This is a genomic window from Bacillus atrophaeus (assembly GCF_001584335.1).
Taxonomy (GTDB): Bacteria; Bacillota; Bacilli; order Bacillales; family Bacillaceae; genus Bacillus; species Bacillus atrophaeus.
Genome location: NZ_LSBB01000003.1, coordinates 87,533 through 109,625, shown reverse-complemented (window position 1 = coordinate 109,625; position 22,093 = coordinate 87,533). Strand labels below are relative to the sequence as shown.

19 protein-coding genes, 2 pseudogenes and 1 riboswitch are annotated in these 22,093 nt (G+C 43.0%); of the genes and pseudogenes, 6 read left to right on the top strand and 15 right to left on the bottom strand.

Features of this window, described 5'->3' with window-relative positions; all coding sequences use genetic code 11:
- Positions 1-107: 107 nt before the first annotated feature.
- Together AXI57_RS06525 and AXI57_RS06520 are read right to left on the bottom strand one after the other, a co-directional pair.
- Positions 108-791, bottom strand: a complete 684-nt coding sequence (locus tag AXI57_RS06525; RefSeq protein ID WP_003328115.1) for a response regulator — start codon at positions 789-791, stop codon at positions 108-110.
- Positions 781-2,388: an ATP-binding protein gene (locus AXI57_RS06520; protein WP_061669613.1), complete on the bottom strand. Its 1,608-nt coding sequence runs from the start codon at positions 2,386-2,388 to the stop codon at positions 781-783. The genes AXI57_RS06525 and AXI57_RS06520 overlap by 11 nt, the downstream gene beginning before the upstream one ends.
- Positions 2,389-2,472: 84 nt before the next feature.
- On the opposite strand from AXI57_RS06520, the gene AXI57_RS06515 reads away from it, so the two are divergent.
- Together AXI57_RS06515 and AXI57_RS06510 are read left to right on the top strand one after the other, a co-directional pair.
- The gene (locus AXI57_RS06515; protein ID WP_061669612.1) at positions 2,473-3,537 is read left to right on the top strand and encodes a TRAP transporter substrate-binding protein; all 1,065 of its coding nucleotides are present in this window, start codon (positions 2,473-2,475) and stop codon (positions 3,535-3,537) included.
- 94 nt (positions 3,538-3,631) lie between these two features.
- On the top strand, positions 3,632-4,453 hold the full coding sequence (locus AXI57_RS06510; RefSeq protein WP_003328111.1) for a manganese catalase: 822 nt from the start codon (positions 3,632-3,634) through the stop codon (positions 4,451-4,453).
- 27 nt (positions 4,454-4,480) lie between these two features.
- On the opposite strand, the gene AXI57_RS06505 is transcribed toward AXI57_RS06510, so the two are convergent.
- The 4 genes and pseudogenes from AXI57_RS06505 to AXI57_RS06490 form a co-directional block, all read right to left on the bottom strand.
- Complete coding sequence (locus tag AXI57_RS06505) at positions 4,481-4,843, bottom strand: YdbC family protein (protein WP_061669611.1); 363 nt, start codon at positions 4,841-4,843, stop codon at positions 4,481-4,483.
- A pseudogene (locus AXI57_RS06500) lies at positions 4,833-5,178 on the bottom strand (cupin domain-containing protein). Before AXI57_RS06500 ends, AXI57_RS06505 begins: the two are co-directional and overlap by 11 nt.
- Before the next feature lie 165 nt (positions 5,179-5,343).
- Positions 5,344-5,718 carry a glucose starvation-inducible protein GsiB gene (gsiB, locus tag AXI57_RS06495; RefSeq protein WP_061669610.1) on the bottom strand — a complete coding sequence of 125 codons (375 nt, stop codon included), beginning with the start codon at positions 5,716-5,718 and terminating at the stop codon, positions 5,344-5,346.
- A gap of 256 nt (positions 5,719-5,974) precedes the next feature.
- On the bottom strand, positions 5,975-6,829 hold the full coding sequence (locus tag AXI57_RS06490; RefSeq protein WP_061669609.1) for an EcsC family protein: 855 nt from the start codon (positions 6,827-6,829) through the stop codon (positions 5,975-5,977).
- 69 nt (positions 6,830-6,898) lie between these two features.
- On the opposite strand from AXI57_RS06490, the gene AXI57_RS06485 reads away from it, so the two are divergent.
- The 4 genes from AXI57_RS06485 (at position 6,899) to AXI57_RS06470 (ending at position 9,605) form a co-directional block, all read left to right on the top strand.
- A complete protein-coding gene (locus AXI57_RS06485) occupies positions 6,899-7,351 on the top strand; it encodes a DUF2188 domain-containing protein (RefSeq protein ID WP_061669608.1) in 453 nt (150 codons plus the stop codon).
- 99 nt (positions 7,352-7,450) lie between these two features.
- Positions 7,451-7,708 (top strand): GlsB/YeaQ/YmgE family stress response membrane protein, encoded by a 258-nt coding sequence (locus AXI57_RS06480; protein ID WP_004430429.1) that lies wholly within the window; start codon positions 7,451-7,453, stop codon positions 7,706-7,708.
- Positions 7,709-7,948: 240 nt separating this feature from the next.
- On the top strand, positions 7,949-9,226 hold the full coding sequence (locus AXI57_RS06475) for an Nramp family divalent metal transporter (RefSeq protein WP_061669607.1): 1,278 nt from the start codon (positions 7,949-7,951) through the stop codon (positions 9,224-9,226).
- 106 nt (positions 9,227-9,332) lie between these two features.
- Positions 9,333-9,605 (top strand): hypothetical protein, encoded by a 273-nt coding sequence (locus AXI57_RS06470; RefSeq protein ID WP_061669606.1) that lies wholly within the window; start codon positions 9,333-9,335, stop codon positions 9,603-9,605.
- A 554-nt stretch (positions 9,606-10,159) separates the two neighbouring features.
- Here the strand turns inward: AXI57_RS06470 and AXI57_RS21700 are convergent.
- The 9 genes and pseudogenes from AXI57_RS21700 to AXI57_RS06420 form a co-directional block, all read right to left on the bottom strand.
- A complete protein-coding gene (locus AXI57_RS21700) occupies positions 10,160-11,122 on the bottom strand; it encodes a hypothetical protein (RefSeq protein ID WP_061669604.1) in 963 nt (320 codons plus the stop codon).
- 8 nt (positions 11,123-11,130) lie between these two features.
- The gene (locus AXI57_RS06455) at positions 11,131-11,727 is read right to left on the bottom strand and encodes a DUF5819 family protein (RefSeq protein ID WP_061669603.1); all 597 of its coding nucleotides are present in this window, start codon (positions 11,725-11,727) and stop codon (positions 11,131-11,133) included.
- Between the two features lie 45 nt (positions 11,728-11,772).
- Positions 11,773-12,138: a hypothetical protein gene (locus tag AXI57_RS06450; protein ID WP_061669602.1), complete on the bottom strand. Its 366-nt coding sequence runs from the start codon at positions 12,136-12,138 to the stop codon at positions 11,773-11,775.
- 269 nt (positions 12,139-12,407) lie between these two features.
- Positions 12,408-14,129: a pyruvate oxidase gene (locus AXI57_RS06445; protein ID WP_061669601.1), complete on the bottom strand. Its 1,722-nt coding sequence runs from the start codon at positions 14,127-14,129 to the stop codon at positions 12,408-12,410.
- Positions 14,130-14,173: 44 nt separating this feature from the next.
- Positions 14,174-14,598 (bottom strand): annotated as a pseudogene (locus tag AXI57_RS06440) (NUDIX hydrolase).
- A gap of 98 nt (positions 14,599-14,696) precedes the next feature.
- Positions 14,697-16,517 (bottom strand): APC family permease, encoded by a 1,821-nt coding sequence (locus AXI57_RS06435; protein WP_061669600.1) that lies wholly within the window; start codon positions 16,515-16,517, stop codon positions 14,697-14,699.
- A gap of 164 nt (positions 16,518-16,681) precedes the next feature.
- Positions 16,682-16,827: riboswitch (cyclic di-AMP (ydaO/yuaA leader) on the bottom strand.
- Between the two features lie 185 nt (positions 16,828-17,012).
- Positions 17,013-19,127: a cellulose biosynthesis cyclic di-GMP-binding regulatory protein BcsB gene (locus AXI57_RS06430; RefSeq protein WP_061669599.1), complete on the bottom strand. Its 2,115-nt coding sequence runs from the start codon at positions 19,125-19,127 to the stop codon at positions 17,013-17,015.
- Between the two features lie 5 nt (positions 19,128-19,132).
- Complete coding sequence (locus tag AXI57_RS06425) at positions 19,133-20,395, bottom strand: glycosyltransferase family 2 protein (protein WP_061669598.1); 1,263 nt, start codon at positions 20,393-20,395, stop codon at positions 19,133-19,135.
- Positions 20,388-22,091 carry a DUF2334 domain-containing protein gene (locus tag AXI57_RS06420; RefSeq protein WP_141292199.1) on the bottom strand — a complete coding sequence of 568 codons (1,704 nt, stop codon included), beginning with the start codon at positions 22,089-22,091 and terminating at the stop codon, positions 20,388-20,390. The genes AXI57_RS06425 and AXI57_RS06420 overlap by 8 nt, the downstream gene beginning before the upstream one ends.
- Positions 22,092-22,093 lie beyond the last annotated feature (2 nt).

The window sequence follows — 22,093 nt, the reverse complement described above, 5'->3', positions numbered from 1 at the left end:
TGTCTTGTCATACATTTATGTGTCTTTCTTACTAGAATGATAGCGTTTTCATTAAAGAGGGGGAAGCTTATGATCATAACGGACATTTTGGTCTTTTTGGTCTTTTGTCAGGGTACAAACAAATAGCGGTTGACCGGACGGCCCACTCCCCCGTACTGTACGTCCAATTTAATCTTTCCATCCTTTTCTAAATAATCGAGATAGCGTCTTGCGGTGACCCTGGCGATTCCCAGAGCGTTTGCGACCTGTTCAGCGGAAAGGGATGTTTTTTGCTGCTTCAAGTAGGTCATGACCTCATTCATTGTGAAATGATTTAAACCCTTGGGCAATTCTTCGGCGGATTGCTGCGGCATATTGAGAATCATGTCCAGCTGAATTTGTGATAGTGTCTCGTTTTCTTCTATTCTTCGTTTATATTGTTTGTATTTTTCAAGCGACTGCTTCATCCGTTCGATTTTGAAAGGCTTCAGAATATAATCGGCTGCTCCGTTTTGCAGCATCAGATTGATGGTTTCTTTATCTTTTGCCGCGGAAACGACAATGACATCGACTTCGAGCTTTTGCTTTCTGATCTCTTGTAACGTTTTGACGCCATCTTTTTTAGGCATATAGACGTCAAGTATGACAAGGGCCGGTCGGTTTTCTTTGATCATCTTAATGCCTTCTTCCCCGTTTCCCGCCGTTCCGCATACTTCAAAGCCTTTTACACTTGCGATGAATTCTTTGTTCACTTCCTGAACCATTGGATCATCTTCTATCAAAAGAACCTTTATTGTCTCCTTAACTGCCATGAATTCTTTCCTCCCCCTTCATTGGAAATACGATTGAAAAGGACGTTCCCTGCCCCTCGTGCGATGCGACCTCTATCGTGCCCAATCCTTTGTCGGTGATTTGTTTGACTAAATAGAGGCCATAGCCCGTCCCGCCGGTTTTATTCATTGTAAATCCTTTATCATAAAGATACGGAATGTGCGCTTTTGAAATGCCGCATCCGTTGTCTTCTATTAAAATCGCAAGCACTTCATCTGTTTGTTCTATGCTGATATCAATTCGTTTGTCTTCCGCATGGACCGTGTCATATGCTCCGAATGCATTTTCGATCAAGTTTCCGAGCAGCACAACGATATCATGCTGATCAATATGTTCGGGGAAATCCCGGAGACTGCTGTTTTCGTCAATAGACACGTGAATGCCTAGCTCTTTTCCTCTTTTTATTTTACTTAAAAGCAGTCCGGCCGCGGCATCATTCCGGATGGATTGGTGAAGAAATTCATTGACGCTTTCCTGCTCTGAAGAAGCCTGAAACGCCAATTGCATGGCTTTATCAGATTTCCCTAGCTGTATCAGCCCCGCAATGGTATGGAGCTTGTTCATATGTTCGTGATTTTGGACACGAAGCGCGTCTACAAAGTTTTTGACGCCGGTCAGTTCCTCAGCCATTTTTGCCGCTTCGGTGCGATCTTGAAAAATGGCGACGGCGCCGATGACTTTTTTCTTCATGACAATCGGAATTCTGCTGCTCATAATGATTTTTCCGCTGACCTGTATTTCTTCGTTGTAAACGGGTTTGTTCCGTTCCACGATTTCCGGCAGCCGCGAATCTTTGAGTACGTCCCAAATCAGCTTTCCGACCAGTTCGCCCTTCACTTCGAAAATCTGCTTTGCTTTTTCATTAAATATCGTAATGATGTGCTGATTATCAATGGCAATGACACCTTCATTGATGGAGTGAAAAGTAGCTGTCCGTTCCTCAAACATTCTCACAATCTCATACGGTTCGAGCTGAAACATTTGTTTTTTAATGTGGCGCGCCAGCAAAAAGGAGCCCGCCAGCCCAAATCCGAGGGTGAGCATCACGATGAAAAGGATGTCGCGCTTCAAGTTTATGATAATATCGACGATGCCCGGCAGTTTTTTTCCGACAAGCGCCACTCCGATCTGATTTAATTCCTGATCCTTAACCGGATAAAAAGCGCGGACGGCTGTCCCGATTTCGCCTTTTGCCTCTGAGAAATAAATATGTTCTGCAAATGCGGCTTCTTCGTCTGCCCCCTCGGATCGCTGACCGATCATGGCGCTGACGGGGTGAGAATAGCGAATATGATCCATGTCCATCACCACGATGTAGTCAGCTTCGTTGATAATACGGATTTGCTCAACGGCACTGCTCACTTGTTCGTTTTGATGTTGCTCTGTTAACGCCTGTTTGACGTCTGTAAGCTCCGAAACGGTTCTGGCTGTGTTCATCAGCCGTTTTTTCAGCTCGCGCTCCTCTGTATGCTGGATATTCCCAATGAGGACAATGCCTCCGATAAGTAAAGAAAAAGTAACAACAATGTATGACAGGATGGTAATTTTCCACCGGATCGAAAGCTTCCTCTTTTTCATGGGCTTCTCCTTTCCCCTCTTCATCTTTACGAATGGCTTCGCCCCTATTATGCTTAATCATAAGGGATGACGGGAGGGCCTGAGATGAAGAGTTTGATGACATGCCTCGGATTGATGATACTCGGTATTGTAATCGCTTTATTTATAGGCTTCCATGATCGTGAAGCTCATGAGGAGCTCTATTACGATGATGATCAGGAAGGCTTAAATGACCAGATTGTTTTCAGATTCAGCCATGTGGTTGCTGAAAATACGCCAAAGGGGCTGGCTGCCAATAAATTTGCGGAGTTGGTCCGTCAAAAGTCAGGCGGACACATAAAGATTGAAGTTTTTCCGAATGGGAGTCTCTATTCTGATATTGAAGAAATTGACGCTTTGCGAAAAGGCGATGTGCAATTTATCGCTCCCTCCACCTCAAAGCTCGGGATGCTTTCTCCGGAATGGGGCGTTTTGGACTTGCCTTATGCGTTTACGAGCTACGATGCCGTTCAGGAAGGCTTAAACGGCGAAATCGGGACGCAGCTGTTTGCTTCTTTAAAGAAAAATAATATGAAAGGGTTGGCTTATTGGACAAACGGCTTTAAGCAAATCACATCCAATAAGGGTCCGATTCGCACGCCTGATGATTTAAAGGGCCAAGCGCTCCGCATTATGCAGAGCGACGTGATTGAAGACCAATTCCGGCAGCTCGGCGCAGCGCCCCGTCAGGATTCGTTCAATTCTACCTTTCAGTTATTAGAAAACAACCTTGTCGACGGGGAAGAAAATACAATCTCCAACATCTATTCTAAAAAATTTTATAATGTTCAGGACTATTTGACAATCAGCAATCACGGCTATCTCGGCTATGCCGTCATGACGGACGAGCATTTTTGGAACTCACAAACAGAGGAAACAAAGCGCATTCTGACTGAAGCGATGAAGGAAACGACGGAGTGGAATGAAAAACACGCCGAACAAATGAATAAGGATCAGCTTAAAGAGATCAAAGAGAATTCCCCGATCAGCATCTATCAGCTGACAAAGGCAGAGCAAGATGAGTGGATGAAACGCCTTGATCCGGTGTATCAGCAATATGAATCGGTGATCGGCCGTAAATTGATTCGCGAGCTGCTGGAATTGCGGAAGTCTTACGAAACTGATTCGTAGCAGGTTTTGCCGTCCCGATACTCTCTTTTTCGTTTGATGCATGTATCCGAGGGGGATATAGAGAGTGATAAAACGAAAAAGGAGATGGGGATACATGTTCAAACATACAAAGATGCTTCAGCATCCGGCTAAACCAGACCGGCCAGATCCATTATTCGCTAAGAAAATGCAGGAAATTTTAGGCGGGCAATACGGAGAAATTTCTGTTGCCATGCAGTACTTATTTCAAGGATGGAATACACGAGGTAACGAAAAATATAAAGATTTAATCATGGATACGGCTACCGAAGAGATCGGCCACGTTGAAATGATCGCCACAATGATCGCAAGACTTCTTGAGGACGCTCCGCTTCATGAGCAGGAAGAAGCTGCTGATGATCCGGTAATCGGCTCCATCATGGGAGGCATGAATCCTCATCACGCTATCGTATCTGGACTTGGCGCGATGCCGGAAAACAGTACAGGCGTTCCTTGGAGCGCAGGGTATATCGTAGCGAGCGGAAACCTTTTGGCAGATTTCCGGGCTAATCTGAATGCCGAATCACAGGGAAGATTGCAGGTCGCGCGTCTCTATGAGATGACAGATGATAAAGGCGTAAAAGACATGCTGGCCTTCTTATTGGCACGCGATACGATGCACCAAAACCAATGGCTTGCGGCGATTAAAGAATTAGAAGCGCAGGAAGGTCCTATTGTTCCGGGCACATTCCCTAAAGCTCTTGAAAAGCAGGAATTTTCCCATCAGCTAATTAATTTCTCAGAAGGCGAAGAAAGCGCCAAACAAAACTGGCTGAATGAAGCAGCGCCTGACGGAGAGTCTTTTGAATATGTGAAGGAACCGAAAGCGTACGGAGAGATGCAGACATTAAATCCGGTTCCGCCATATGTGCACAATACGCTTCCTGGCCGGGAGTAAAAAAACAGCCCTGTAATAGGGCTGTTTTTATTGCCTTTGAATCGTCCAGCCCGGTTCGCGTTGAACGTTGCTTGTCATGAGAAAGCGCTCTGTGTCGACTGGGGGTTTTTCTTGATACAGTTTGACTTGTATGGAGCGAAATGTGCCTTGCTGCTTAGTGTTAGCGTAGATCCTGTCATGTTCATTGGTCATGAATTCTTCGTATGTTTGTTGATCTTCCCACACGCCAACGACTATTGCAGTAAACATGCCGTTCTCATTTTTTCTCCATCCTCCGGCTTGTTTAATAAATCCATTTACGTACTTTAATTCTTCCCACCTTGACTGCGCTTTTGAAAATGCTTCCTTATATGCGGCTTCCACTTCACATTTCATTTCTTTAATCAGCATGTTCTGTCTCCGTGATCAGCGTTTCGGCGTGACTATGCTCAATACATAGGTTCACGGTTCTCACATATGACCTTGTGCGGTGAACGGTTCCTTTAGGTACCAGTAGTGAGTCATTCGATCTCAAAACCGCCGTTTCTTTGTCTTTAAAATCGATGTACAAATTCCCCTTCCAGAATGATGAATAATTCGTCGGACTCCGGATGGACATGCCAGTCATATTCTCCCGTAAATACTGCGAGACGGAGGCAGTGATCATTCACCTCTGAGACTGAAAAATTCGCGTACCTGCCTTTTATTTCATTTGCCATGCTGATCAAGTTCTGTATATCCGGCATTTACTTGCATCCCCTTTTTTCATCTATTGTAACGGGGACGGTTGTTTTCACAAAGAATTTTCTGACAACAAAAAAGGTTTTTTCAAACACCAAAAAGCGATCTCAGATTAGACCTGGATCGCTTTTTGGGTACAGTTTGTCTGCCTGTTGTATTTACAATGCTGATTAATCGTTGCGATTGTTGTTGTTTCCGCCTTTTGAGCCAATTTCTTGATAGAATTCTTTGTCGTGGTTTTTGCTAGTGGCTTCTCCGCCTTTTTGTCCGATTCCTTGATAGAATTCTTTGTCATGATTTTTGCTGGTGGCTTCTCCGCCTTTTTCGCCAATCTCTTGATAGAATTCTTTGTCATGATTTTTGCTGGTGGCTTCTCCGCCTTTTTCACCGATCTCTTGATAGAATTCTTTGTCGTGGTTTTTGCTGGTGGCTTCTCCGCCTTTTTCGCCAATCTCTTGATAGAATTCTTTGTCATGGTTTTTGCTAGTAGTTTCTCCGCCTTTTCTACCTGCTTCTTCTCTACTCATTTTGTTATCTTGTGCCATTTTGAATTCCTCCTTTAATTGGTGTTGCTTGTTGATTTCCCGCTCTTATATCTTTTAAACAAAGAAAACACATTGAATGTGTTTCGGCATGTCCGGTAACCTCGGAATCGTTGTCAGGACGGGGCTCACGCAGGAAAACATTCAGATTGCTCCAATGCTCGCTATCCGTAATTTCAGGTTTCACTCGCGGTGAAAGTACGGCAAAAATCTATAAAAAAAAGCAGCCGGAATTTGGCGTCCGCCTGCTTGGTTTCTTCTATTCTGTTTCTTTCAGCCGTTCCAGAATGCGCCGTTTTTTGTAAAGCATCATGCCTGTTTCCGCGATGCTGTGTAATGCCGACCGATTGGCAGAAGCCCCGAAGACCATGCCCGCCACCGGCACCATTTGAAAGAACTTCTTCCAGCCAAAGGAGTCCCGGTAGCTGTATACGACTTCCCGCCAGCCTTGAATTTGGGAAGCGGCGCTTTTATATGTACGCGAGTCTTGATCGTAGTCTTTTAATTCTTTCAGGATTGATTTTTTTCCGACAATGTCGGCTGAGCTGAGCTGCAAACATTTCACGATGAATACCCGCTCTTTTTTTTCTTTAGGGTCATAGCCATAAGCGACCGCGATGTCTTGCAGCGTTTTTAATGATAATCCGAGTACTGCCGGAATATCAGCGGCCAGTGTAAATACACCGCCTACGCCTGTTGTGGCTCCTTGAACGGCTGCGGCATTGGCCCGGTTCCGCCCCATGCTTTCCGCAATGTCGTCCATAATGGCAAGCGGAGCTTTTTGAACATCTTGAAGCGACTCAATCGGCTCATCAGGCAGCTTCTTTTGAAAATGCTTGATAATTTGTTTCTCAGATGTGAGGTACTGCCCGCCCGTTTGAATAAAGCTCCCCACTTCATCCAGCAGTGTGCCGATTTTTTTATGGATAAAATCAGGAGTCAGCTTGTCCAGCAGCTGAAATGGGAGACGGCTGAGCTTATCCCAGAACCAGACTTTTTGCTGTTCCTTTTCCCATTTTTCAATTTCCTTCAATTGTTTTTGAAGATCTTCTTGATGTTCAGTCACCCAACCAGCACTTCCCTTCTTTTTTTCTACTATATAGTATACCTTCATTTTTCCCAGGAACGTTTTCTTTTTACACCTTTGGGTATCATTTTTATAAAAGCTAAAGGAGTGACAGACATGCCTTGGTCAATGAAAGATTATCCGAATTCGTTTAAAAATCTTGATAAGCCTGTGAAGAAAAAAGCGATTGAAATCGCCAATGCCATGATTAATGAGGGCTATGAAGAAGGCCGCGCGATTCCGATCGCCACAAGCCAGGCGAAGGAATGGGCGCAGCATGCATCGAAGGATGAGATTGATGATTTCGTTAAACATGATAATGTAACGAAACGGGATCGTGACAGCGACAGCGGGGCCAGACCCGAGCTGATGGACAAAGCCGAGCATGTCATCAAGCATAAAGAGGGATGGGCCGTTAAAACGGAAGATGCGAAGCGGGTGACAGAAGTCAAAGATACGAAGCAGGAAGCCATCAGCCGCGCTAAAGAAATAGCTGAAAATAAAGGCACTGAAGTCATCGTTCATAAAGCGGATGGCAGAGTCCAAAAAAAGATGGACATGGAGAAATAACAACGAAAAGCGCAAATATGTCAGCAATATGCTTTCAAATGTTTGGAACATAAACAGAACGGCTATTGATCAGTAAATAACCAAGGAGAGGTGAATACCATGCTAGGCTTTTTAGTATCTTTACTTGTTGCAATTGTTATAGGTTTAATCGGAAGTGCGATTGTCGGAAATCGGATGCCCGGAGGAATTATCGGATCTATGATTGCCGGACTTATCGGGGCATGGATCGGTCACGGACTTCTCGGAACTTGGGGTCCAAGTCTCGCAGGATTTGCGATTATTCCCGCCATTATCGGCGCAGTGATCTTTGTTTTCTTATTAAGCCTTGTGTTCCGCGGAATGCGGAAGGAAGCTTAAATTCATTATCAGAAAACTGACAGCCGGCACCGTTTCTTCAATGGAACGGTGCCTTTATTTTATGGACCTTTATTTAAAGACTTTACATATCATGTTACATATCAGGGAAACATTTTACGGTCAGTTTTTGACAGTCATTGGTTGACAACAGAACCTGATGGTCATATGATGTAGATAAAATAATTTGGACTAAGGAAACTATTTGTTATACGGTAAAAACATAAGAATTCAGGTGATGACATGATGGATAAAGACATCTCAGCACAATCTCCGCGCACGAAAGCAGTACAGGACGCCCTTGACGGAAAAATCAGGGGATTCAGAGGGCTTCTCCCTTTCTTAGGCCCTGCTTTCATAGCGGCTATTGCTTATATTGATCCAGGTAATTTCGCGACAAATATATCAGCGGGCTCTAAGTACGGGTACATGCTGTTATGGGTTATTTTGTTTTCTAATATTATGGCGCTTTTGATACAGTCTCTCTCAGCCAAGCTTGGTATCGCAACCGGCAAAAACCTGCCGGAAGTTGCGCGGGAGGAATTCCCAAAACCGGTTTCCATCGGTTTATGGATTCAAGGGGAGCTCGTGATTATAGCGACCGACCTTGCGGAATTCATCGGCGCAGCTCTTGGGCTTTATTTGCTGTTTGGCATTCCGCTGCTTGAATCTTCTATTATCGCGGCTATCGGTTCGTTCGCGATTTTAGAGCTTCAGCGCCGCGGCTACCGCTCGCTGGAAGCAGGCATCGCCGGCATGCTGTTTGTCGTGGTGATCGCTTTTGCCCTGCAAACCTTTTTCGCAAAGCCGGATGTCGGCTCAGTGATGAAGGGGCTTTTCATCCCGACGTTCCAAGGCACTGACAGCGTGCTGCTTGCCGCCGGAATCCTGGGAGCCACCGTTATGCCGCACGCGATTTACTTACACTCCGCCCTTACCCAGCGGCGGGTAGTCGGCACGACGGATGCTGAACGGAAAAAGATATTCAGGTTTGAATTTATTGATATATTAATAGCCATGTTAATCGCGGGTGCGATTAATGCCAGCATGCTGATTGTGGCCGCTGCACTGTTTTTTAAAAACGGATTATATGTAGAAGATCTTGATGTTGCGTTCGACCAATTCGGAAGCCTTGTCAGTCCCATATCCGCCGTGTTATTCGGTATCGGTTTGCTGATTGCGGGGCTGTCCAGCTCATCTGTCGGCACACTTTCAGGCGATGTGATCATGCAAGGCTTTATCCGCTACCGCATCCCGCTTTATGTACGGCGGTTCATCACCATCATCCCGCCGATTATCATTATTGCATCAGGAGTAAATCCGACTTCGGCTCTTGTGCTGAGCCAGGTTGTTCTTTCCTTCGGCATCGCATTCGCATTGGTTCCGCTCATTATGTTTACGAGCAATAAGCGGATTATGGGCTCATTAATCAATGCGAAATGGGTGACCATGATTTCCTGGGTGATCGCAGTGCTGATTGTTGCTTTAAACATATTTTTGATTGTGGATACATTACGATAGAAAAAACCGGCCAAAGATGGGCCGGTTTTTGTCTTGGTTTAAAAGCTCATTGGTATCATTTTTTACATGAATTTGTTATGATAGAAGAAAAAATTGGAGTTTGATTATGTCAGTGTTTATTTTGTTTTATTTATGGATTGTCCCTATTGTTATTGGAATTGTTTGTTCTGTTATTGCTTATAAATCAACGGGTAAAAAAATGAGAATTGCGCCTGGCATCGCCATGGTAGTGCTCAGCATCATTTCCTTAATAACCGCATTTACGGTCGGCAGTGCCAATTATCACGTGTTTATCGGCGGAATGTTTTTATTCGGCACCTTGTTGGTCGGTTCTGGGTTTCCTATTTTCTTTGCTATTTCAAAACAAAGGTCAAAATAAACATGTTTATACACTTCAGCTTAAAGAGGAAAACAGCCACTTTTTTCCTCTTCGATCTTTGTACACAACATACCTAGTATGATTTTTTATGTTTTTCACTAAATGGATGACATATGGTTAAGTTTAAGAATCCACCTACGAGACGTCTAGCCTTCTTTAAGATTCACTAGGTAGATACTTCCTTATCTGTTCTAAAACGATTATTTTAAAGCTAATTAAACACTGTAGACAATTAGTCGAACAGTATTTGGAATTCACAGTTAGGTTTATTTCGAGTTAATTATTAAAAATAAAAAATCCCTAAGATTAGCAAAAAATAAAAACAAGTAACAAAATAGAACTGTCCCGCTTAATTTTTTGTTTTTAAAAAAAATGCATTTATCATTTTGTTCTTTTCTTGCGTAATTGAAATCACGATAACAAGCGTAAATCATTCCGATTGACCCTAATAAATAAACAATAATCCTAATGTAATCAAACATAAAATTCCTCCTGAAGTGGATTGAGAAGACATAATAATTATAACAACCACACATTTAAGTTTAAATATCTTTTTACACATTTGGATTTTTCAGGGTTGGTTTTAGTGATTTTCCAAAGCGTGATTTGACTTTATTATTGAACCTTAATAAGAACTGAGACAGTTTTCTATACTCTTTATCAGTTATAAATAGTAAGTCAAGGGCTATCATTATAAAACCAAATTGGAAGAGCCCCATGAAAATAATTATGGATAAATGAAATAGAATTGAACCAATAAGCAGCGGGATTTTAAAATATTTATTCAAAATTAATATTGGAAACATAAGTTGAAGAAACAAAGCAGAGTAAGTTCCAAATACTAATACATAAGGGTTATCTATGATAAAATTTGTAAAGCTCTTGTTTATACTATATTCATCAACCTGCAATATGTAATAGAGTGCTGTACCATGTACCCACATCTTCCCTTGCGCTTTATTAAAACCTGCAAAAAAATACAGTAAAGATATTTGAATCAATGAAATCATTATTGAAAAATTATGAATAATAATTGAAAATTTAGGCTTTTCATTTAAATCCGACTTAGTATTGATAGTGAAATATTCACCTAAAGATGCAAAAATAAGATATAACATAATAAGAATAAGAATATTATTACCACCATCATGGATATATGGATTCCTTTGGTATAAAGACCACACCCAAATAAAATTTATAATGCTAACTATTCTCATTCTATATCCTAAAATATACAAAGTATTAATCACTATTCCACTTACGAAAATCAACTCAAAATATACGAATGAATTATTGAAAAGGTAAAGCGAAGTATAACCATAATTTTCGAGACACTTATCAAAAGAATAAAAAGCATTTGGTCCCCATATTTCGTATCTTTGTGCAAAGTGAATTAAATAAGTAAACATAATATGTAAACCAATAAATATTCTTAAAATACTTGCACCAATTAAAAACTGCATTTCATTTGACATTAAATAACTAAATTTTTGTAGTTTATTTAATATACTAGACAAATTTAACATCACCCCTTTGTTAATATATTGATATGTGGAAACTCCATCACATTATATTTAGACTTTCCATTCTTTCCGTACTCAGGAAAAGATTCTATAGATAATTTAATATCCAGTGACTCTAATTTTACTTTCTTGCTTTTCTCAATTTTTTCCACAGCTATATTAGATATAATTTGTGTGTACTCATTCTCAACTATTTGTTTATGTTTCTTTTTATCAGTGGATTTTAGATACGGTTGTATTTCAAAGACCGCACCAGAAAGTGCAGTTTTCATTAGTCTGTTTGGAGAAAATAAATTATTCTTAATATCTAAATTATAACTCTCTGTAATATCAATCCACTCTGTATATTCTTTTTGCCCTTTGTTATTTGTATATGTCCCTCTACAAATTATATTGTTATTTGTGCTTACAGGATCCGGAGCGAATAACTGCCAATTTTGAGTAAATAGCGGGTTCATATATGAAGAAATTAATTTTTCATGCTTAAAGTTTACAGGATTTAATGGCAGGTTATACATTACCATCATAATTGTATGAAGTATTACAATTAGCGAAAGCATAAACACAAGGATGTTATACTTCTTCTCGTTCTTTTTCAATTACAGCACCTCCAACTAGAAGGGAAGGGGAAAAACCCTTCCTTATCACCTGCCAAATTCAGCAATTTCTGAAATATCTGTATCTGTGTGATCCTTCGGATTGACTATATAACAAGCATATTTTCTAGCGGGGGCGGCACTATATATAGATTGTGCCTTGGCCTTTTTTGCTTGTTTTCCTACCCAATTTCCAGCAGCTTTAATACCATCATAAACTGCTGCACTAACTATACCAGCAGCAACTCCCGCAGCAAAAGCATTTTTTGTTGTGAAATCATCTTCATCAGTTTTTAATTCAATATTTTTCACTTGTTTAATTTGTTCTGGTGCGGCTTGTGTTGTATAAGAATTTACAAAAAATGTGACTCCCAATACAGCAATTGAAATCGTACTCAACAACTTTTTTTTCATAATCAATTCACCTCTTTTAATTAATGTATGTCCCAGTGAAAATAACTATCTACTTATAATTCACCCCTTTAATTTTTTAAAAATACAAGCCTATAATAACATACTAATTTTTTACATGTAAACCATTTTATTGAATAATATTTCAAGCTAAATTAATCAAAAATTTAACCTAAAATATAGATTTTAATTCCGCCCTTTATTATTTAATCTAATTAAAAAAGATTATTGAGAGAATTCTCAATAATCTTTTAAATTTAGTATATTATTTTTTAGAATAATCGTTTTAAACTTTTCTTCAATGAAGGCATTTCTATTTTTTGATTTTCGAAGAAGTTTTTCAGCATATATTTGCTGAAGCCTTTTGCTTGTCCATATGTGATTTTCCCTGGAAGCGGCGGTTCATTTCCGATAATGGCGTCAATGACAACCGGCTGATTGGAATTGAGCGCTTCATGGAAAGCTGGGGCCAAGTCTTCATGCTTTGTCACTTTAATTCCTTTTGCCCCGCAGCTTTCTGCAAATGCGGCGTAATCCACATTCTGGAGTGTGGTGCCGTAGTCAATATTGCCTTTCACCTGCTGTTCATATTCGATCATGCCTAAGTTTTCGTTATTTAAAATAACGACGGTAATAGGCAAATTATATTTCACGGCGGTCGGCAGATCCTGCATTACCATGGAAAAGCCGCCGTCTCCGCATATGGCGATAGCCTGACGTTCCGGTTCAGCCAAGCTTGCAGCGATGGCACCCGGCAGGCCGCAGCCCATTGTCGCGAGCCAGCTTGAAACGATGAAATCCTGATTCGTCATTTTAAAATGGCGCGCCATCCATACGGTCACTGTGCCCACGTCTACCGATAATACGGCATCATCAGCCGCCGCATCCTGCAGTCTGGCGATGACTTGCTGCGGTTTAAGCGGGTTAGTGGCTTCTGTTTCATCCTTTTCGATCTCATTCCACCAATGCTTCATATGATCTGTGCACGCATTCAGGAATCTTCTGTCCTCTTTGCGTTCGATATACTCTGTTAATTCCCGCAATCCAAGAGCCGCGTCACTGACGATTCCTGCGGTAACCGGATAACGCTTTCCGATTTTCTCCGGATTAGAGTCCAGCTGGATCGCCGGTGTGTCCTCTGGCAAATAATCACGATAAGGAAACGACGTCCCGAGCATGATTAACAGGTCGCATTCCTCCATTGCCTCGTAGGCCGGTTTCGTCCCGATCTGGCCGAGGTTGCCGAGAAAGTGCGGATGCCTGTCAGGCACAACGCCTTTTGCCGGCAGAGTGACGACGATTGGCGCGGCGGCTTTGTCCGCGAAAGTGAGCAGCTCCTGTTTTGCTGATTTCAGCCCTTGCCCTGCTAAAATAATCGGTTTTTTCGCGTTATTAATATATTGGGCGCAAGTGACAAGCTGTTCTTTTTTCGGCTCGATATTCCCTTCAATATACGCCGGTGATGTATATACCGGCTTTTGTTTAATCTTTTCCGCAAAGAGATCGTCCGATACCGTCAAGACCGCAACGCCTTTTTGGCTGTAAGCGGTGCGGATCGCCTGATTCAGAAGATCCGGCAGAGATTCTGCTGTATGTACCTGCTGGTTAAATACCGCCACATCTTCAAACATCTGCTCCAATTTAATTTCTTGAAAATAATCCCGTCCGATTTCATTGGATGATACTTGTCCCGCAATGGCAAGCACCGGAACACCGTCCGCTTTTGCATCGTACAGGCCGTTCAGTAAATGTACGGCTCCGGGCCCCGCGATGGAAAGGCAGACGCCGATTTTGCCGGTGAGTTTAGCCTCAGCCGCGGCAGAAAGCGCAGCCACCTCTTCGTGGCGGGTCTGAATGAATGTCAATTTGTTTCTTTCATGCCTTAACTCTTCAATAAATTCGTTAATGCTGTCTCCGGGAATTCCGTATACATGATTGACTCCCCATTGTTCTAGCAATTCTGTTACTGCTTGTCCTGCTGTTTTGTGTGACATGCCGTATCCTCCTTTTACCTATTGCATACCACAGGAAGAGTTTGTTAAAACCTAGAGGATACGTTTGATCTGGTGAATTTTTTTCTAAGCAGATCGAGAGTCGCAAGGACACTGTGATCCGGCAGTACTTTTTTCAGATTCATAGCCTTGCTTGTAAAATCATTAATTTGTTCTTTTCGGTTCGGAATCATGAGAGCCGGCAATCGATGGGGATGAAACCATTTTGTGTTTGCGGTTTCTGTACCGTGTTTCAGTGCTTTGCCGCCCGTAATCCTGCCGTTGACAATATGCTGCACATCATGTATTTTGTATGAAATGTCAATGATGTGCCCCGTTTCCATTCTTCAACCGTTTCATCTTGTTCAGCCCTTCCGCCGGGCAAATCCCACAGCGGTACATCTTTTCGTTTTACAAGTAAAATGCCTTGCTCTTTATTGCATACGACCACAAAAGCTCCTTGTGTTTTCATGAGCATCCGCCTTTCACTATCATTTTAATAAAAAAATCCAATGTGAAGCTTCACAGAAAAAAAGACCGAGGCAAGTGATCCCCGGTCTCTTTCGTCATTTATTTCTTAAAATGATAAGGCAATGTAGCGACGATGATATCTTTTTTCCAGAACAGCCGGACTCTCAGCAGGAAGGCTGATTGGTTGTGCAGAATCGTATGCCAGCGTTTTTTTGTGATAAATTGCGGAAACAGCACCATAACGGAAAATTGACGCTTTCTCGCTTTGGCTTCTACCGTTTCCAGAAACTTATCGAATGGATGCACCAGACTTCTGTATGAAGAGTGGAGCGTGACGAGGCGGACTCCGTTGTTGAGCTCTTCCCAGCGTTTTTCTACTTTTTTCTCATGTTCTTTATCGAATGAAACGTGCACGGCGATCACTTGGTCTGATAAGGATTTCGCATATTGAATTGATTTTTCCACTACGGTTGTGACACCGGCGATCGGCACGATAACAACCGTTCCTTTAATTTCCTCTGCCGGTTTATTGACGATGCGCAGCTGTTCGCCGACAGAAGTATAATGATTTTTGATCGCAAAAAACAACAGAACAACCGGCGGCATGAATATAAGCACGGGCCAAACAAGATAGAACTTCGTCACGAACAATATCGACAGCACCATAAAAGAAATCGCGGCGCCGGCGGCATTGATCATCATTTTACCCGCCCAGCCTTTCGGTTTTTGCCTGATCCATTTGACGCACATGCCCGTTTGCGACAAAGTGAATGGAATAAATACGCCCACTGCGTATAAAGGAATTAAATGTTCGGTCTGTCCGCCAAATAACAGAATGAGCAGGATCGACGCAACGCCGAGAAAGATAATGCCGTTTGAAAATCCTAAACGGTCTCCTCTTACCGTAAACATGCGCGGCATATACTGATCTCTCGCCAAGTTAAAGGCAAGCTGCGGAAAAGCGGAAAAACCCGTATTTGCCGCAAGAATTAAAATTAGCGACGTGACGCCTTGTATAACATAATAAAAACTGTTTCGGCCAAATGTTTCTGCGGCGATTTGAGAGATAACCGTTTCGTTCGGTTTCGGCGCTGTTCCGTATCCGAATGCGAGCAGCGTAATGCCGGTAAACAGAACAGCAAGCAAAATCCCCATCATTGCCAGCGTTTTGGCCGCGTTTTTAGCTGACGGATTTTTAAATGCCGGAATCGCGTTTGAAATGGCCTCCACACCTGTAAGAGCCGAACAGCCGGATGAAAAAGCTTTTAGTAATAAGAACAGTGTAATTCCGGCGACCGGCGTGCCGATCGGCGTATGGTGGGCAGTGTCGATTTGGCCGGTCGCGAGCTTATACGAGCCGACCGCGATCAAGATGATGAGTGCCACTACAAACAGGTAAACTGGATAGGCCAGAATGGATGCCGACTCGGACAAGCCCCGCAAATTCAAAATCATGATAACGATGACAAGCAAAACAGCAATCGGCAAATGATAATCATGCAATCCGGGAAACGCCGAGGTAATCGCGTCTGTTCCCGCGGAAATGCTGACCGCAACCGTTAAAATGTAATCGACAAGCAGTGATCCGCCTGCGATCAGGCCCGGTTTTTCTCCGAGATTTTCTTTTGAGACCATATACGCGCCTCCGCCCTGCGGATACGCGTATATAATCTGTCTGTATGAAAGAATCAACGCCAGAAGCAAAATAAGAACACCAGCGGCAATCGGCACTGAGTACCAGAATGCGGCCGCACTGACCGCAGCCAAAATAATCAATATTTGTTCCGTTCCGTAAGCAACCGATGATAAAGCATCTGATGAGAGCATGGCCAGCGCTTTTAGCTTTGTCAATTTTTGTTCTCCGGCTGATTGTGATTTTAACGGTTTTCCAATCAAAAATCGTTTGATTGAATGTAACATGAGTATCTTCTTCCCCTTTACCTTTTAAAATGAACAGTCCCACATTCTAAGTCCCTTTTGGCAATCATATCTCTGTCTTATTTACCATTCGATAAAAGAAAACAGCAAAAAACACAGAGGCAAACGGATGCCCCTGTGCTATAAATCGAACACAGGTTTCATTCATCTCCTCTCATGAACGCTTACGAGGTTAGCTGTCGGATTCGGGCCTATGAGAGTTAGCCCTACCTAAAAAGGATTCACCCCAAGCGGCAAAATGCCGCCGAAATGGGTCCCCCGCTCTGTTTAACAGATTAAGCGATATGTTTTATAAGAGAGATCATACTCCCGTTATGACGGGTTGTAAAGAGGGAAAATGGCTAGAATGAAGAATAAAATTTCTTGTACCAAAACTGGAATAACTAATCCATTTTTGTGACATTTTCATATTATACAGGCAGCAATCCATAAGAAGCCGTGAATGGTCATAAAAAAAAGAGGCTGATTCGCCTCTTTTTATGATTCGTCCCGCCCTCTGTCATTTTTTCTCTTTCTTCGCCGTGCCGTATACCATATCAAGATTGCGGCTATGACGATGATGGCAGCCAATAGGCTGATATACAAAAGGTCCGGCTGTTTGTCTTGGCCTGCTTTTTCTGTTTCAGAATCATTATTTTTTGATTGCAGCTGCTGGTGGTTTGTGAATATCTGCTGGCTGCTTGTTTCATTGATAACAGTCGCTGTGTCATTGTTGCTGTCCAGAGAACTGATCATTTCTTTTGTGATTGATGCGCCTTTCCCCGATAAAGGGGCAAAAACGGCCATGCTGTAACCTGAATCCCATAAAGATGTTTGTGTAAACGCGACTTGTTTTGTCGTTTCATTCAGCATATCGAAGCCCGATACATCATACGTTCCGTTTTTATCCGATGGAACGGTAAGGGTTGACGCTTGCCCCTTCAGAAGCGGGAATTGGTTCACGCCGCCGACAAAAATGAGATGGCGGCCTTTTACATCTTTCCCCTGTACTTCTGATGATGTTTTTATCGTGAAGGCTTGCTGGGCGTCGCTGCCAAATGAGTCTGTAAGCAGCGACAATTCTTTCAGTTTTGACACACTTACGCCGTCAGGAAGGATGATCAGCGTCGGATTGTTCCGGTCTCCGGCGTAAGGAAGCGGCCATGCTTGAAAATCGGCTGTTGCCGCTGTTTCGCTTACAGGGAATGACAGCGTGCTGCTTTTATCAATAAAAAGCCATTTCTCTTCATCCGTATCTATACACGGGTTGTTTTGTTTTAATCCTGTCGCCACAAATTGTATATCTATGTAGCGGTTCTTCTGCACCAGCTTTGGATCGACTTTCAGTGAGACGTGATAATAGCCGGCTTTATCTTCTTTGCCTAACTCATCAAGTCTGACAGAATGCGGCTGTCCGTTAATCATGACTTTCAATTCGGCTGTGCCGCTTCTTGTTTCCGCTTTTTGAATGGTTTCAGATTTTTTCAGCTTAAGCGACAGTTTTGCCGATTGATCTTTATCGTAAACGGCTGTTGTTGGGTAAAAGTAGTGCGGTGATGATGTATTCGCAGATCCGATGGTGATATCATCCGCGCCAAAATTCGCCAGTGTCAGCTCATTGTCCGCTGTTTGTTTATTGTTTTGCAGCTTGTCTATCATTAAGGTTTCGCCGCTCAGCTGTGATGTGTATGTTTGATCGGTGATAACACTGATTTTATCAGCCATCACATGATCTGATTTTGCCGTTACAAACAGAACAGGCTGCTGCTTATCCTTTGCTTTCAGTATTCTTTCAGCCAGCAGAAGCTTTTTTCCTTCCGGTTTCAAGCCGGCTTGTTCAAGAAGCTGTTTTACCTTGCCGTTCCAATGTTGATCAGTTCCTATGAAAATGGTCGGTTTATTTATTTGTTTCGCTTCTGATTCATTGAGATAGGTGATGTTGATCTTGCTGTCTGTAGATTTGAGATAGCCCTCTGTTTTGACGGCTGCTTCAATCTCCGCAGAACTCGGCTTGTCCGGGATGACAATCGCCGTTTCTTCATCAGTATTTCCTGATTGGGCAAAGGGATAAGGAAAATGATCAAGTGTCGCGCCCTTTGATTTACTGTTTTCAGCAAGCATCAGACGGCTGTCGGGATATATTTTGATCCAGTTGCCCGACGTATCCTGCCTGACACAAACGCCCTCTTTCAGTACGCCGTAAAAATTCAATGACACGCTGTGATAACCTTGCGCAGATTGGCTTTTGTTCAATGAAAGCTTCAATGACTTGTGCTTTGAAACCCCCTCAAGCTTTAAGGTTTTTACCGGTTCATTATCAATGGCAACGGTTAAAGAGGATGGGGAAATTAATAAGTCAGAGGTCTCATACTCGATGACCAGCTGCTGGTTTTCAGAAGACGCACCCGCCGGAATTTGGTAAGTCAATTCGGAGCTGTCTCTTGATCCGTACAGTGTAATCAGATCACTTGTGAGCGCCTGCTGCTTGGCCTCAGCACGGTCTCCTTTTCCTAAAATGGAACTGTCGACCTGCAGCTCTTGGGACGCGGCAGCCGCACGGCCCTCCATTGCGATCAGCATAAAGGCTGTACATAATACGATTGCTTTTTTCAAAAAGGTCACCCGCTTTTATTTTGGTTATATCGTTCGGTTTTGTACCATTTTACTTCCTGTCTGAACAGCCGATGTTTAATCTCAACAAATAATGAATAGATAACGAGCACAATCCATGCTTGTGAGTATGTAAAATACATCAGAAACACGATGAACACGTTTTGCCTGTTCATTTCTGTTTTTTCGATGCTTAGCGTGATCATAACCTCCGTCATAAATAAGAAAAAGGCAAGTATCCACAAAATCATCGCCAACAATCCGACTGACAGGTGTAAATCATAAAATAAATTCACAACAAAAATCGTATTTGACATAATGACGCCAAAGAAAAATAAGAAATACGTAAAGAAAAAATAAAACAAATCAAAGATAATTCGTTTTCGTTTCAGCCTGAAAAATCGCGCCAAAAATTTCAGTACGACATACTGATTGCCGCGCGCCCATCTTGTCCGCTGACGCCACCAGACCTTCCACGTTTCCGGTTCTTGCTCCCATGTGACCGCCGCAGGGAAAAAGCGAATATGATAGCCGAGGTTATAGACGCGGATAGTGAGTTCAGTATCCTCCGCCAGCGCTTTGTCATCCCAGCCGCCAAGCTTTTCGATAATGCTTCTTCTGATAGCAAAATTGGTGCCCGGTATTGTCGCGATTTTAAACCATTTCCATCTTCCGCCCTGTGCCATCCACTGAAAACAAATGGTCTCAATGTTGATAAACTTCGTCAGCAGTGTTTTCGCCGCATTGATGACGCGGAATTTCCCTACAACCGCTCCTGCCTGCTGATCATTCATTAAGCCGAGGACAAGGTAATACACCGCCATTTTTTCCGGCGTATTATCAGCGTCATATACACAGATCACATCACCGTTTGATTCAGCAAAACCGGAATTAAGCGCTGAGGATTTTCCCTTTCCGGCGTTCGGGGGTTTGGTGACGACCATTTTGATAAAATCATATTGTCTCGAAAATTCATTGACGATATCACCCGTCCGGTCCGATGAATTGTCGTTTACCACGATAATTTCCAGACGGTCCTTCGGATAATAGAGGTTGACCATGGCTTTTAGCGTCTGCCTGATCACAACCTCTTCATTATGGGCGGGTATCAGGACGCTGACCTTCGGAAGCTCCTTCATGTTTTCTCTCCACTTCGGGATATTCCGCTCAAAGGTCATGTAGTGGCGAAATCCGCCCTGCATCAGAAACATGTGGTAGAGAAGCATAACCCATATTAAACTTAGCGAGATAAAGAACAGAACATTACCCAAGGTTTCTTCTCTCCTTAAAGATTCGTTTTTTCAATGTGGCTCTTAAATAAAAGGTATACATGACAAACATGACAACAAATAAAAGCACCACGGCCGAGAGAATCCACAAGGCCTTTTCCAGCGGGCTTTGCTGGTGATGTTTAACGAACTCCGTAAAGAAGTTAAGCTTGTTTTCCACATGGATGGTGCCGTCTCCGTTTGTGGTGATCTTGACTTTGTCCGTTTTAACAGTCTGTTTTGTTTTCTTTAAATCAAGCCATTCACCGTTCGGAATACGCTCCATTTGATCCACAAGCTCGGGCAGATACTTCATGCCGAGATACGGATGATAAAATCCTCCGGCAACCCCGCCTTCAAAATTAATCATCCGGGAAATGTGATCCTCTATATCACCGAGGGGGTTTTGGTCAGACGTGTCGACAAATCCAATGGTCTCAGGATACAGTGTCATCCCGTGAAGCATGCTCGGCGTTGTCAGAAACGGAGCGGTGCCGGATGTTTTCCACGTCGTATCGCTGAGCTGCACCTGTCCGAATATGCTCGAGAAATAGTCTGAAGCAATCTTGTAGCCTTGCTCAGACATCGTATAGTGAGGCGCTTCAAAGGACAATGGGTACAGGCCGGACGCTGTTAAATCCTCAATGGCAAGCTTCAGCTTTGTTTTTGTATATGTGTTTTCGTTGTCCCGGTACGGCCGGAGATAGCTTTGATACGCCGTTTCATTCGGGAAATTCTGCTCTTTTTCCAGTACGGCAGGCGTGTCTTCCGCGTTTTCCTCTGTAATCGGCTGATCTGCCTTAGCATCCCAAAATTCGAAGCCTTCCCCGGTTTCACTGTACCGATAGGCATGGGTGTATCCGTGAACGATCACGCTGCCTCCCATACTTTGCAGTTTTTTTAAAACTTTGACCATCTTAGGCTTGTCAGACAGATAGACCTTGTCGCCTGTTTCCGGATTCAGATATACCGGAATAACGGACATAACAAATGGGATGTTTCTTTTAGACAGAAAGGAACCTGCCTGAAGCAGCAATTTTTCATCCGACATCGGGCTGATATCCTCAAGCCGCAGGTAGAGCAAGGTGCTGCCCGGAGTTTCACCGAAGGCTTCTCTAAGCTGCTTCGCCGTAATCAAATTGTCGTTTAATAAATCAGTCAGGCCGATATAATAGTCTGACGTTTTCGTTTTCCAGATAAAAGGATGTGTCTGTCCGTCAGATGATTTATAGGTAACCAACGCCTGTCCTTTCAAACCCGATACATCCAGCACGTTAAGCCCGTTCTCCAATGAGAGGCCGGTTTTCTCTTGATTGCTGTGAATCTGATATACGTTTTCCTTGCGTTTCAGACTCAGATGAGCAAATCGGCTGAACTGCTCCGCGTTATAACCGAGGCTGATCAGCGGCTCTTTCCTATCATTGATAAGAGCAACAAGCTTTTGATTAAGCTTTCTTTTTGTTTGTCCGTAATAGATCACACGGTCTTTATCTGCCATGTCCGATGCTTTGACATCTGTATCCTTGCGCACAGTGACATGGGAGGAAAAATGCCCGGCCAGCAAATCGAGTTTTTTGACATTTGCTGACTCTTTTCCGTCTACACTTGAGTAGATGATCAGAATCCCGTTTTGTTGCTTCGCCTCAGCCCGGCTTGGAAAATAAGCAGACGATACCAGAAGCGCCGCGGCACACAGCAGTC

Excerpts from the sequence above, each read along its gene's own strand:
- AXI57_RS06525 (WP_003328115.1), bottom strand. The coding sequence starts at position 791 with ATGGCAGTTAAGGAGACAATAAAGGTTCTTTTGATAGAAGATGATCCA.
- AXI57_RS06520 (WP_061669613.1), bottom strand. The coding sequence starts at position 2,388 with ATGAAAAAGAGGAAGCTTTCGATCCGGTGGAAAATTACCATCCTGTCA.
- AXI57_RS06515 (WP_061669612.1), top strand. The coding sequence starts at position 2,473 with ATGAAGAGTTTGATGACATGCCTCGGATTGATGATACTCGGTATTGTA.
- AXI57_RS06510 (WP_003328111.1), top strand. The coding sequence starts at position 3,632 with ATGTTCAAACATACAAAGATGCTTCAGCATCCGGCTAAACCAGACCGG.
- AXI57_RS06505 (WP_061669611.1), bottom strand. The coding sequence starts at position 4,843 with ATGCTGATTAAAGAAATGAAATGTGAAGTGGAAGCCGCATATAAGGAA.
- gsiB (WP_061669610.1), bottom strand. The coding sequence starts at position 5,718 with ATGGCACAAGATAACAAAATGAGTAGAGAAGAAGCAGGTAGAAAAGGC.
- AXI57_RS06490 (WP_061669609.1), bottom strand. The coding sequence starts at position 6,829 with ATGAAGGTATACTATATAGTAGAAAAAAAGAAGGGAAGTGCTGGTTGG.
- AXI57_RS06485 (WP_061669608.1), top strand. The coding sequence starts at position 6,899 with ATGCCTTGGTCAATGAAAGATTATCCGAATTCGTTTAAAAATCTTGAT.
- AXI57_RS06480 (WP_004430429.1), top strand. The coding sequence starts at position 7,451 with ATGCTAGGCTTTTTAGTATCTTTACTTGTTGCAATTGTTATAGGTTTA.
- AXI57_RS06475 (WP_061669607.1), top strand. The coding sequence starts at position 7,949 with ATGATGGATAAAGACATCTCAGCACAATCTCCGCGCACGAAAGCAGTA.
- AXI57_RS06470 (WP_061669606.1), top strand. The coding sequence starts at position 9,333 with ATGTCAGTGTTTATTTTGTTTTATTTATGGATTGTCCCTATTGTTATT.
- AXI57_RS06450 (WP_061669602.1), bottom strand. The coding sequence starts at position 12,138 with ATGAAAAAAAAGTTGTTGAGTACGATTTCAATTGCTGTATTGGGAGTC.
- AXI57_RS06445 (WP_061669601.1), bottom strand. The coding sequence starts at position 14,129 with ATGTCACACAAAACAGCAGGACAAGCAGTAACAGAATTGCTAGAACAA.
- AXI57_RS06435 (WP_061669600.1), bottom strand. The coding sequence starts at position 16,517 with ATGTTACATTCAATCAAACGATTTTTGATTGGAAAACCGTTAAAATCA.